General features: G+C 41.5%; 9 protein-coding genes. 2 read left to right on the top strand and 7 right to left on the bottom strand.

The features are described from left to right. Positions 1-32: 32 nt before the first annotated feature. On the top strand, positions 33-1,025 hold the full coding sequence (locus AACW45_RS23220) for a hypothetical protein (protein ID WP_190635264.1): 993 nt from the start codon (positions 33-35) through the stop codon (positions 1,023-1,025). A gap of 32 nt (positions 1,026-1,057) precedes the next feature. Here AACW45_RS23220 and AACW45_RS23215 read toward each other — a convergent pair whose 3' ends face one another. The 6 genes from AACW45_RS23215 to AACW45_RS23190 form a co-directional block, all read right to left on the bottom strand. Then, entirely contained in the window at positions 1,058-1,243 is a 186-nt protein-coding gene (locus AACW45_RS23215; RefSeq protein ID WP_190635201.1) for a hypothetical protein, read from the bottom strand. 47 nt (positions 1,244-1,290) lie between these two features. Then, positions 1,291-3,729 (bottom strand): acyl-CoA dehydrogenase, encoded by a 2,439-nt coding sequence (locus AACW45_RS23210; RefSeq protein WP_190635198.1) that lies wholly within the window; start codon positions 3,727-3,729, stop codon positions 1,291-1,293. 139 nt (positions 3,730-3,868) lie between these two features. Beyond that, positions 3,869-5,050, bottom strand: a complete 1,182-nt coding sequence (locus AACW45_RS23205; protein ID WP_190635195.1) for a thiolase family protein — start codon at positions 5,048-5,050, stop codon at positions 3,869-3,871. Between the two features lie 158 nt (positions 5,051-5,208). Further along, a complete protein-coding gene (locus tag AACW45_RS23200) occupies positions 5,209-7,578 on the bottom strand; it encodes a 3-hydroxyacyl-CoA dehydrogenase/enoyl-CoA hydratase family protein (protein ID WP_190635192.1) in 2,370 nt (789 codons plus the stop codon). A 173-nt stretch (positions 7,579-7,751) separates the two neighbouring features. Further along, positions 7,752-9,902: an AMP-dependent synthetase/ligase gene (locus AACW45_RS23195; protein ID WP_190635189.1), complete on the bottom strand. Its 2,151-nt coding sequence runs from the start codon at positions 9,900-9,902 to the stop codon at positions 7,752-7,754. Between the two features lie 481 nt (positions 9,903-10,383). Then, the gene (locus tag AACW45_RS23190; protein ID WP_190635186.1) at positions 10,384-11,283 is read right to left on the bottom strand and encodes an alpha/beta hydrolase; all 900 of its coding nucleotides are present in this window, start codon (positions 11,281-11,283) and stop codon (positions 10,384-10,386) included. A 715-nt stretch (positions 11,284-11,998) separates the two neighbouring features. Here AACW45_RS23190 and AACW45_RS23185 point away from each other — a divergent pair. Next, positions 11,999-12,130 carry a hypothetical protein gene (locus tag AACW45_RS23185; protein WP_277880427.1) on the top strand — a complete coding sequence of 44 codons (132 nt, stop codon included), beginning with the start codon at positions 11,999-12,001 and terminating at the stop codon, positions 12,128-12,130. A 31-nt stretch (positions 12,131-12,161) separates the two neighbouring features. Here AACW45_RS23185 and AACW45_RS23180 read toward each other — a convergent pair whose 3' ends face one another. Continuing rightward, entirely contained in the window at positions 12,162-12,764 is a 603-nt protein-coding gene (locus tag AACW45_RS23180) for a superoxide dismutase (RefSeq protein WP_190635184.1), read from the bottom strand. Positions 12,765-13,433: the final 669 nt, after the last annotated feature.

Raw genomic sequence — 13,433 nt, 5'->3', positions numbered from 1 at the left:
ATTTGTCAACCCATCATTACTTACTTGTGCAGATGATCCCTAGTATTACAGATTCAACAGTCAAGGCCGCGATCGCAGCTATTGCATCGGAGTCAGCAACGACACAAGAGAAAATCGATATGCTGATTGAATTAGCACAAGGTTTGCAGAAAAAACCGCAAAATGCGCAAGATTTATGGAGTGCGATCGCACTTTATAAACGGGCGACGGAAATGTGTAGCGATGACTATCCCCTAATGAAAGCCCGCGCTAAGGTGGGTATGGCTGGCGCGTTGCGAACAATTCCCGATGAGGGAACGGAATTATTACTAGAAGCAAAAGCAGCCTATGTAGAAGCATTACCAATTTTACAGCAGTTAGCTTCTAAAGAGGAATTAGCCGAAGCCCAGATGAATTTTGGCTTGGTGTTACAGTCTTTAGTCCCCTTCAATTTGGCACAAATAGCGGATAGTATTAAAGCTTATCAAGAGGCTTTGCGGGTATTTACAGCAGAGAAATACCCAGAGGAATATGCAATTTTACACAACAATATTGCGATCGCATATCTTTCTATCTCAGTGGGGATGGAACAAAAACAGTTATGTGAAGGCTTGGCGGTACAGACATTTGAGTCAGCACTCAAGCAAATTACCCTAATTGAAAACCCCAGAGAATACGCCATGTTGCAAAATAATTTGGGGAATGCCTTACAATACCTGCAAAGTAACCATCCTATCGAGAATAATTTACGCGCGATCGCAGCTTATGAAGAAGCCTTAAAAGTGCGAAATGCTCAAGATACGCCTTTAGAATACGCTAATACTATTTCTAACAAAGCTAACGCCCTCTTCAACCTTCCTGATGATCCAGAAAAACCAGAGGCGGGAAATCCACAAAATCTGTTAAAAGCCAGGAATTACTATCAAGAAGCTTGGGAAATATTCACCCAGCATCAACAGTTAGAACAAGCACAAATTGTTGCCCAAGCTTTGCAAGAATTAGAAACAGAAATGCAACTCAGTAATCAGCAATTGCAGAGGCAATAATCAGGGGTGGAGAAAGGTAGCGATCTGTCCCATTAATTTTGCGGGGTTGGTAGTTGCGATTTATCGCTTAAATAAAGGGCTAAAGCCCAACTACAAACCTGAAAATTAATGAGACAAAGCACTAGTGCTGCATGGCGTAAATAACCATACCATTTTATAAATTCATTTTGATAATCTAGAGTAGTGCGAGCATCTTGCTCGCTGACAAACGCGAGCAAGATGCTCGCACTACAATGGTATGCTCATTTCCGCCGACCTGTACTAGTTATCCAAGAGTTGGAGTCATTACTTGATCTCCAAAGCTTTGACTGCCTTGCATATACTCCTCTAAACTAAAGGAATCTACTTGAATCGCATCATTACGGGCGAATTCAGCCTCACAGATGAGTTCAACATCTTTCTCGCTAATTACCCCAGCTTTGAGGGCTGCGGAAATTAACTCATCGGGTTTTAGTTGTGGTAGTTTCCCCGCATGGCTGGCATTTTTGATAGTTTTCACGATGGGTTCAGCTTGGGATAACAAGGTAAAAGCTTTTTCCAAACGTCCTAATGCTTCATCGCTGCTGCGGGGAATATGAATACCTGCGGTGAGGCGATCGCGTATTTCTCCAGGAGTTTGTAATTTATGCGCAATTTCGCTACCAAGTTTGTCATCAGGTAATGAACCAATGGGATTAAGTCGCCACCACCAAGTCAAGAAATTACCTAAAACTGGTACAAATAAATTCTGGAAAATTCCCTCAAACGCTAACTGCATCTGCGCAAAAGCATATTGCATCGCCCAATGCACAAAAGCTAAGTCTTCGGGTTTTCGTCCTTCGGCTTCAAAACGGCGCAGGGTAGCAGTTGCTAAATACATCCAAGTCAGAATATCCGCAAACCTTCCTGTCAGTTTCTCTCGTCGCTTCAAGGTTCCACCCAGGGAGAACATCGCAATATCAGTTAGTAAGGCAAAGGTAGCCGCAGCCCATTGTAATTTACGGTAATATTTAGCCGTCGCACCTGACACTGGTGAAGCTGCTAAATTCCCACGGGTAAGATAGAGAAGTTTGGCGCGGAAAGTATTACGCACCGTCAACCCTAGATGATGCCAGAAAGCACGATCAAAAGCAGTCACATCTGATTGACTTAGGGCTGTAATTTCCTGATAAACGTAAGGATGACAGCGAATCGCCCCTTGTCCAAAAATCATTAAAGTACGGGTGAGAATATTTGCGCCTTCGACGGTAATGGAAATTGGAGTGGCTGTATAAATATTTGCCAATAAATTTCTGGGGCCTCGGCAAATTCCCGCACCGCCCATAATATCCATACCATCGTTGATGATTTTGCGAGAGATTTCGGTCAAACTGTATTTGGCGATCGCCGAAATTACCGCAGGTTGTTCGCCTTTATCTACTGCACCACAGGTATAAGTTCGCGCCGCCTCCATTAAGTAGGTTAAACCGCCAATTCTCGCTAAAGGTTCTTCTACGCCTTCAAATCGACCAATTGATAAACCAAATTGTTGCCGTACCACAGCATGAGCGCTGGTCACTCTCGCTACTAACTTCGCCACACCCGTACAACTAGCCGGGAAGCTAATTCCCCTACCTGCGGCTAGGCTTTGCATCAACATTTTCCAGCCATTACCAGCCTGTTCCACACCGCCGATAATTTGGTCTACAGGAATAATAACGTTATGTCCTTCTGTAGGAGAATTGTAAAAAGGTACACCCATTGGGTCATGTCTTCTACCCATAATTACGCCCGGTGTATCCGTGGGAATTAAAACGCAGGTAATGCCAACTTCTTTACCTTTACCTAAGTAATTTTCTGGGTCGCGTAATTTAAAAGCTAGTCCTAAAAGAGTTGCGATCGCAGCTAAGGTAATATAGCGCTTCTTCCAATTCAACCGCAGGTAAAGCTTACCATCATCGCCTCTAAATACTGTACCTTCTGACTTAATACTAGCGGCATCTGACCCAGCAGTCGGTTCTGTCAGCGCAAAACAAGGAATTTCCTCACCCCTGGCGAGACGGGGTAGGTAATAATTTTTCTGTTCCTCTGTTCCGTAGCGGAGTAATAATTTTGCAGGGCCTAGTGAATTCGTTACGCCCACAGTTGCAACGTGAGTAAAAGAACGGGATGCTAACTTAGTCATCACATTACTGTAGGCGAAATGAGAAAATCCCAAACCGCCATATTCTTGGGGAATCATCATTCCTAAAAAGCGTTCTTGTTTGAGATAATCCCAAACTTCCGGCGGTAAATCCTTGCGGCGGTAAATTTCCCAATCACTTACCATGCGACAAACTTGTTCAACAGGGCCATCAAGAAACGCTTGCAATTCTGGCGTAACTAGAGGGTATGGTTCTTGATTAATTCTTTGAAAATTTGGTTTACCTGAGAAGAATTCCCCATCTACCCAAACATTACCCGCTTCAATAGCTGCGCGTTCAGTATCAGAGATTTTGGGTAATAAGTTAAAGGCTTTAATGGCTTTGATTAACGGTGATGTGATGATATTTTGGCGGATAATTGGGATATTGAAAATAAGAGCGATCGCCCCAAAAATCACCCAAGTCCAAATAGGGGCATGGACGAATACTAGTAATGTTGCGAAATATAGCGACCAAACCCACAAAGGAACGCCAATGTAACCAAGCAATAGTAATAGGAAAACTAGCGTTGAAACTATTATGATTGGATGAATAAGGTTCATTATGTTTTCACCCATGTGAATAAAGGTATGAAAATCTCACGCAAAGGCGCAAAGGCGCAGAGAAGAGCAAAATTTCCTTAAAAACCCTCCGCGTAACTTTGCGCTAACCTTCGCGCCCCTCTGCGTTAAAAAAAGAAAATTAAATCATCAAATTCTCAAACACCGCCGCAGCACCCATTCCCCCGCCTACACACATTGTCACCAAACCATAACGGACGCTACGCCGTTTCATTTCGTGGAATAAGGTAGCTGTAAGTTTCGCACCGGTACAACCCAGAGGATGTCCCAAAGCGATCGCACCACCGTTAACATTAACAATCTCTTCATTCAGTCCGAGTTTGCGAATTACAGCCAAGCTTTGGGCTGCAAAGGCTTCGTTGAGTTCGATTAAGCCGATATCATTTAAAGTAAGACCGACTTGTTTTAAAACTTTGGGAACAGCTTCCACCGGGCCGATACCCATTACATCTGGGGCGACACCTGCAACTGCATAGCCTAACATTTTACCCATTGGATGGACATCGAGCATCCGCACCATGCGATCGCTCATCACCACTGTAGCAGCTGCACCATCGGACATTTGCGATGAGTTACCCGCCGTCACCGCACCACCCATGCGAAATACAGGCTGTAGTTTCATCAAGGCTTCCATGCTAGTATCAGGACGCGGCCCTTCATCTACCGTCAATACCTTTTCTATTGGGCGCGGAGTTCCTTCAATATAGAGAACTTCTTGCACTGTTAGCGGTACAATTTCCTCTGCAAACCGTCCTTGTCTAATAGCAACCACAGCCTTTTGATGGGAACGCAGGGCAAAAGCATCCTGTTCTTGACGAGAGATTTCGTAATGCTGCATGACGTTTTCGGCGGTAATTCCCATCGTGCAGTACACCTTAGGCGTATCTATCATCATATTGGGGTTAGGGGCTAAATAATGCCCGCCCATCGGAATCAAACTCATCGATTCTGTTCCACCAGCAACAATTACTTCCGCGTTTCCTGCCATAATTGCTTGAGATGCGATCGCAATACTTTGCAATCCCGAAGCACAGAAGCGATTTACAGTCATCCCTGCGACGGAATCAGGTAACCCTGCACGTTGGGCGATTAACCGCCCAATATTAAACCCCTGTTCTGCTTCCGGAAAAGCACAACCCATTATTACATCATCAATATATACAGGTTCTAAATCTTTAACTCGTTCAATTGCGGCTTTAACTACAACTGCACCCATATCATCCGGGCGCATATTATGTAAAGTTCCTCGTGGCGCTTTTCCTACAGGCGTGCGAACGCTACTCACTATATAGGCATCTTTCATAAATAACTCCCACCTATTGATAAATAAGGCAAAAGAGATAATTCTCTTCCTCCTCTTCCTTCGTGTTCTTTGCGCCTTCGCGGTTTGTTCCGAATTTTTTAACGAACCGCGAAGACACGAAGGGCACAAAGAGAAGAGGGTTTGAAAGGGTTTTTGCGCTAGTTTCTGAGAGGTTTCTTCGTTTTCAACGTATAAGCAAACCTTTCTTGCGTTTTCGCTTGTTGCAACAATGGTAAAAAGGATTCTCTTTCCAATTTCGATAAATAATCCTCATCAACCAACGCAGGCGCAGTTAATTCTCCTCCAGTCATCACATACGCCAAACGACTTGCTAAATAATGGTCATATTCAGAAATATAACCACCCTGCTGCATCACATACGCCGTATGTTCCAACATCGCCCGCGCTTGACGCCCTAACACCATAATGGCGTTACGTTCTGTTGGTGGTGTATAACCTATCCGATCCAAACACAGCACTTCTTCTTTCGCCACAGATAAAAGCCTGTCGGAATTCATCACAATCTTTGTTGTGGGTGAAAGGTAGCCTAATTCTTGTCCTTCATAAGCGCTACTAGAAACCTTCGCCATCCCAATCGTTTCAAACACTTTCCTGAGGAATGGTTGAATATCTTGCGGTGATTCGCTAGCAGCTTTGTCATTAGCCCAGGTAACCATGCGCATAATCCCGCCAGCGCCAGGAATTAAACCTACACTGAGTTCTACTAATCCGATATAAGTTTCTGCTGCTGCTACCACATGGGGACAAGCTAAAACTAATTCACAACCTCCACCTAACACCCGCCCCACAATCGCTGCAACAATTGGTTTGGGGAAATATTTAATGCGTTGCAGTAATGCTTGGAATTTAACGATTAAATCAGCAATCCCTTTACCGTTATCTGTCTGCGCCAACATGGCCATTTCTGCCAAATTCGCGCCACCAGAGAAGTTTGCACTTTCATTTCCAATGACTAAACCCCGGTAATCGCTGTTCTCGATAATATCTAAGACTTGAGCTAATCCTTCTACAACTTTTAAAGTTAGCGTATGTCCTTTGGAATGAAATTCGTACAAAACGACTCCATCGCCCATATCTAACAAAGAAGCTTCCGAGTTTTCCCACAAGATATTTTTGGTATCTTCTTTGATAGCTGATATCAGAATTTCGTCTGTTGGCGCTTTTGGTTGTTCGCTAATACAAACAGCACAGGCTTCAACTACTTTTTGTTCAGCCCAAGATAGTCTGTCTTGGCGATAGAAACTATGCACTCTATTATCATGCATCTTTTCAACCCAATCTGGCACAGATATATCAGCAGCTTTCATGTCTGCTAATACAGTTTCAAAGCCCAGGATATCCCAAATTTCAAAGGGGCCGAGTTCCCAACCGAAACCCCAACGAATCGCCCTGTCTATATCTGCGGGTTTATCGGCTATTTCGGGAATGCGACGGGCGCTGTAACCTAAGATTTCTAAGGTGGATTGGCGGAAGAATTTACCAGCACGGCCAGGATCGTGATAGAGTTTGCGCAGGCGATCGCCTAAATCACTAATTTTCCCAATCGTCTCAATATCCCCCAAATCTAACGGTTTCGCAGCTTCATAAGCTAAAGTCGTCGGATTAATCGAAAGAATTTCCTTACCTTGCTTTTTGTAAAATCCTTGACCTGTTTTTGCACCTAATGTCCCAGTTTCTACGAGTTTTTTCATTAACACTGGAACTCGCAAAACCTCCCGGCTTTCATCTTGGGGAATAGCTGGGTAAAGGTTCCTAGCTACATACATCAAAGTATCTAATCCTACTAAGTCAGCTGTGCGGAATGTCGCTGATTTTGGTCGTCCGGCGATGACTCCTGTTAAAGTATCAATTTCTTCAATTGTATAACCTTGCTCAGTCACACCCTTAATTCCCAGCATAGTTGCATACATCCCGATGCGGTTGGCAATAAAGTTTGGTGTATCTTTAGCTACTACTACGCCTTTACCCAGGTGTATCCTCCCGAACCATTGCATTCTTTCAAGGATTTGCGTATCAGTATCAGGTGTAGGAATTAACTCTAATAATTTGAGATAACGAGGAGGGTTAAAAAAGTGAGTACCTAAAAACCTCTGACGAAAAGCTTCCGAACGCCCTTGAGCAATTTGATTGATGGGTAAGCCACTAGTATTAGTAGACACCACCGCGTCATCTCGAATTGTACTTTCGATTCGCGCCATCAAATCTTGTTTAATAGCGAGATTTTCTACAACAACTTCAATTACCCAATCAACATTAGCAATACGGTGAAAATGTTCGTCAAAATTGCCTAAAATAATGCGTCTGGCTGTTTTTTCTGTAAATAAAATTGGTGGAGATTGCTTGAGTGCTTTTTTAAAAGCTGTTTCTACAATCTCATTCTTATTGTCGCCTTTAGCCGCAATATCTAATAATTGAACTGTTAAACCAGCATTTGCTAAATGGGCGGCGATTTGAGTTCCCATCACCCCCGCACCTAATACTGCGGCTGTTCGGAACGGCTTAAACATACATCACCCTTCCTTCTTCGATTTTAGATTTTAGATTTTAGATTTTGGATTGAATTAACTACCTAACTCTCAAAAAATCATAGTACTCAGCCAAAAACTCTCTATAACTCTCTTAACTTCGCGCCCTTCGTGTACTTCGCGGTTCGTTTCTTAATACCCTTCCCCACTAAGCATTACGAATTAAGAGACTGCGCAAACGTAGGACAAGAAAAAGTCTGATTAGCTGGACATAAATCATTTATTTGTTCTATTGTGACATTTCCCGCCCTTGCTGCCCTCTTTTCTTCATACATTGCATTAATTTCTTGAGCAAACACCTCTAAAATTTTGACCCTATTTACCTCCTGAGTTAATGTCAACATACCATTCTCAACAGTCAGGTTAAAATTAATCAAATGGAATCGTTTTACATTCGACCAATGTGGTAAATGACAATTAGCTTCATCAACCAACGCTTGATATAAAGCGATAATACAAGGATGTTGCAGCAACTCTTCAGTTGATGCATCAATTCCACTAGCTATAGCCTGTTGATGTAAATTTTCTAAATCTGGAAAAATCAGCATCGAACAAAACTTACAATCAGCGCCTACAGTCACAGCATGGGCTATTAAAGGAGATTTTTCTAGCTTGCTTTCTATCGGTAGGGGTGTGACATACTTACCTGTAGAAAGTTTAAACCGGCTTTTCTTTAAACCAGTAATCTTAAGAAAACCATCAGGGGTAAATTCTCCTAAATCGCCTGTATGTAACCAACCTTGAGCATCAATTAATTGCTGAGTTGCTGTTGAATTTTTGTAATAACCTTGGCTATTATAGGGACTTTTCGTAAGAATTTCCCCGTCTTCAGCAATCGCAACTTCTACACCCGCAATAGGTACACCTACTGTTCCAGCACGATTAAATTGACTGCGATTACAACTGACTGCTGAACTAGTTTCTGTTAAACCATATCCCTGTAAAATTTTAATTCCCGCAGCCGCAAATAAATTGACAATCTCTGGTTTTAAAGCTGCACCTCCGCTAAGTAGATATTTAATATTGCCACCAAAAACAGCACGCCATTGGGAAAATACAAAACTATCTGCCACTTTCAACATCAAAGCATCGTGATGTTGTAATTTTTTACCCAATTCATATTTTTGAGCTAATTTTACTGCCCATTTCATCATCGATTGGGATATGGGAAGATAAAGTTGTCTGGCAGAAATTGCATTACGAGAAGACAGTAAATGCGTTTTTAAGTTTCTCCCCGTCGTAGATAATTTTAAGGTAGCTTCTCGCAGGTTAGAAAGTGCTGTTTTCGCCTCGCTTGCAGTCGGAAACCTAAAGGGTAAGATGGTAACGCGCTGATGTGGTAAATTTTCTTTGACTTTTTTACTCTGTTTTGGGTTTTTCTCTCCTGCTTCTATCAACTTTGCATAAACCTTTTCTAACAGCAAAGGAACGGTAGCAAAGATTGTTGGCTTAACTTCTTTCAGGTGTTTTAATACCTTATTGGCATTACTAAAGTAAATACTGTGCCCATAGTTAATATGACCATAAACAAAAACACGAGCTAAAACATGAGTTAATGGTAAAAAAGAAAGAATTACCTCCTGAGAACCAAATTTTAAATCAGGAATTCCGGTAAACATTGCGAGTGCATTTGCAGAGAGATTTTCATGGGTAAGCATTACCCCTTGCGGTTCTCCTGTAATTCCCGGAATATAAATAATAGTTGCTAAGTCATCAGCGATGATTTTGGCTTTGAGTTCTTTTATCCTAACTTCAGAGTTTCTGTCTCTTCCTTGAGAAAGAATTTCATCTAATGAAAATACTTTCATCCCTATTTTATGTTGTTGATGCCAATCATCAGGCACATCAGCAACTATTACTGTTTTAAGATGAGTTGTATTTTCCAGGTAAGGCAGAATTTGAGACAATAATTCTAAATTAGAAATAATCAGCGCCTTTGCTTCTGTGTGCTGCAAAATGAAAATAATGTGTTCAATTGTTTGGGTTAAATCAATTGGCACATTTACCAAACCTGCGAGTAAAGAACCCATATCAGCAATGCAAAATTCGACATCGCTGTGCATGAGTAAAGCAATACAATCGCCTTTTTCTAGTTCCAAATCCAGCAAACCTAAAGCCAATTCCGCCGCAGCTGTGCGCAATTCGTGATTAGATAAAGGTTGCCAGCCTGTATCTGTAAAATGGTTGAAAGCGCGGGGGTTAGGAAAGCGATCGCACGCTTCATCTAATAAGGAAAGTAAAGTTTGCCCTAAAATTACCTCTCCAGTATTAGGAGGCGCTCTATAAGTCTTATTTGTAGATAACATTTGATTACAGAAGAATTTATCACTCTTCTCCTCGTTATCAGTTATCAGATATTTTTATTGGCTATTTTCTGATAACTATACTTTTATCAATCAACAGGCTTTAATCTCAAGTTTGGTGAATAACTCATAATTCAAAAATGCCAGCGTTACTCTGTCGCTGAGGCTCCGCTTTTTTCTGAATTATCAGCGTTCATCCTCACAGGATATCAGTCTGATTCAATAATCAATTATCTTTGTCTACTTCAGCCAAATAAATGCCAGACGAGGTAATGTCTCAGATGCTGACTTTTGATACCTACCGCCTGAAGACTGCTCAATTTACCTTTTCAATTTGATTTTATTAAAGACAGAAATATAGGTTTTTAAGACATCAGTCTATTACAGAGCCATTGCCTTAAACTCTACTTTTCTGTACTAATAATAATGTAGAACATGCTGGGGATCAACGACAACCTTTGTATCTTTTTCGCAAAGAAACACTTTACCTGGTGAAATTTTCCGACTGCAAAGTAGGTATTTTTATCATACATCTGGCAGATGGATTGTCTATTTCTGCTTGTAAATGCTTTTCTAGCCAATTCACCAAATCTCCTAGAACTTTTTGGTAATTAACCTCTAGGTGGAAGTCGTGATAGTCTCCAGGATATTCATAGCATTCTTTATCTGGTAAGCTGACTTTTTGGAAAAAAGCCACGCTACCTTCTGGGGGTGTAATGGAATCGGCGCTGCTATACATAATTAACAAAGGAACTTGTAAGTCGTTAGCATGGCTTTCTACCCATTTTTCCGTAGCAAAAAACTCTGCTGCCAGTCTAGCAGTGCCATACTCATGGCGTAATGGATCTTGAGTATGAATCATATTGGCGCTGTGTAACTTAGAGTTTTTATCCAGGCTTACTTTCAGGCTAAAGTTAGGCCAGACTTGGGAAAGCATCCGCCCTAATGCAACTTTCAACACCGGGAGGTTAACTTTTCCCAAAGCTGGTGCTGTTAAGACTAGCCCTTGCAAACTTTGGGGAAAGCGTAAAGCATAGTCTACTGCGATCGCAGCTCCTAAACTATGACCCCACAAAAAACACGCACAACTCGGCCCTCGTTCCTGAATTCTGGTTAAAAATGTATGTAAATCTTCTCGTAACTCAGCCCAGGAATTAATATGTCCTCGTTGTCCGGGCGATCGCCCATGTCCCCGCAAGTCAAAAGCGTAGGTAGCATAACCTCGCGGGAGTAAATGCTGCACTGCATCCACAAATAAGCCGCTATGTGCCCCAAATCCGTGGACTATGGCGACAATCGCCCGTAATTCCCCTTCTGGCTGCCAACTTTGGTAATAAAGGTTAAGCCCTCCTGCTCCCGTGAAGGTACCTTCGATATGTGTCATTGCTCTACCTACCAAATGCGTTTTTCTATTTTTTGAAAATCTATGTCTCAAGACGCAATTGGAGATTGTTAGCTCTATAGGAATCCAATTTAATTTCTGAAAATATCCCTATTTGTAAGATTTTTACTGTAGACAATGCCCAAAATATCTGTTTTTAGATAGGCATTGCCCATCCTACTACGGATATTTCCAAAATTAACTATGAATCCTATAGTTTCTGCGATTAGTAATTTTAATTATGTAGTTAGCAATCAACTGCTGACTACCAATTAGGAAATAATCATCCCTCTATACTTAGTCAGAACTTTGCCCATCACTAGATATTATTTCGCTCCTAAATCTGTACTTTTAGGGACTTGATAATACTATAAGGCTTACGATTCAACTAAGTACAAATGCTGATATAAACAATCTACGTTTTGAGACCTTGAATCCAAATTGAGCCAGCAATTTGTCAGGCCTCAAGAGCTAAGTTTCAAAAGTCTTTGTGCATCTTTTTATATTGTATTAATTCTATTCCAGTCAGTTGGAAGTCTCAACAATTATTAGTGCTTACATTAGCGACACATCAATATATTCTAGAGGGCATGGCATTGTCATACCCCTAAATTGGGATAAAAAGCCTCATTAATGAAAAACTCCACCCACAAGGGAATGGAGTTTTTGGGCATAGGGTATTGGGTATGGGAAAGAACATACCAATGCCCAATGCCCAATGCCCAATGCCCCAAGCGGCGGGGCGCGCACCCTACGCACCCACAAGGGGATAGAGTTTCCCGCCGCTTTCTATAAAAGCAGTAGGGGTTTAGCAATGCTGAAACCCCTACTGCTTGGTATATTTACCTAAAAATATGGGATAATTTAGCTTGGCTCTAAACTTAAGCTTTAGCTAAATTTTCTGCAGCAAAGTCCCAGTTGACTAATTGCTCAAGGAAGTTTTTGATAAATGCAGGACGAGCATTTCTGTAGTCGATGTAGTAGGCATGTTCCCAAACATCTAAGGTGAGAAGTGCTTTTTGTCCATAAGCTAGGGGATTCTCTGCGTTTGGTGTTTTGATTACTTTCAAAGTACCACCATCATCAATCAACCAAGCCCATCCACTACCAAACTGAGTTGTAGCAGCGTTGGAGAACTCTTCTGCAAATTTCTCGAAGCTACCAAAATCTTTATCGATTTTATCGGCTAGTGCGCCGGAAGGTTGACCGCCACCTGCTGGTTTAAGTGAGTTCCAAAAGAAGGTGTGGTTCCAAACTTGCGCTGCGTTGTTAAAAACTCCTACTTTAGAAGCATCTCTAAAAGTGGCTTTGATTACTTCTTCTAGGGATTTATCCGCAAGTTCTGTACCGTCGGTAAGCTTATTGAGGTTATCTACATAAGCTTTGTGGTGTTTGCCATAGTGATACTCGAAAGTCTCAGCTTTCATGCCATACGGCTCTAGTGCATTAAAGTCGTAGGGTAGGGGGGGCTGTTGAAATGCCATTGTGTAAAATCCTCTCTGTACCGGTTTCCAGTTTACAGCTATTTAGAAGCTTAGGAAATTGCAGGTTTTGTTTTGATTAGTTTCATGCCCTTCATATTGGAACATAAAACTTAACATCGTCATTCTACTACCAAAGTGAAAATTAAAACACCAGGTTTCTCAAATTAGTTAAATCCCCAGTAGGGCTGTGGGGAATTCCCAAATTGCTCGCAAAAAGTTTGTTATGATAAAAAACCATCGTGGTTAAATTTTGTACAATTGTCCAACCTTTTATGAGTCAGGGATTGATGGACGATTTTGCTGGGTGTAGATAAAAAAAGCCCAGATTCCATAAGTAGGGAGCAGCCACAAACTTTCGCTAAAACAGCTATTTGCTGGGTGTGCCTGAAAATACGGGTATTTTTTTGTATGAAGATTCATTGACTGAAATGATAATAATTTATCTATGAGAATCCGATGTGACTTCTGCCAAAATCTCCTTATCTGTAATGAGCAATGCCCACCATATCTGAGTTTTGGTGGGCATTAATACTACATTTAGCTAATTTTTCTAGTCGAAAAACTTCTAACTCAAGTAAGAAATAGGCAGTAATTTCAAAATCAGTCTTTAGTTAGATGTATGAATTGCCAAATTATTTAATATTCAAATACACAAAGCTTTATTTAAAA

The organism is Calothrix sp. FACHB-168, assembly GCF_963889195.1.
GTDB lineage: Bacteria > Cyanobacteriota > Cyanobacteriia > Cyanobacteriales > Nostocaceae > Aulosira > Aulosira anomala_A.
This window is presented reverse-complemented; position numbering and strand designations above follow the sequence as displayed.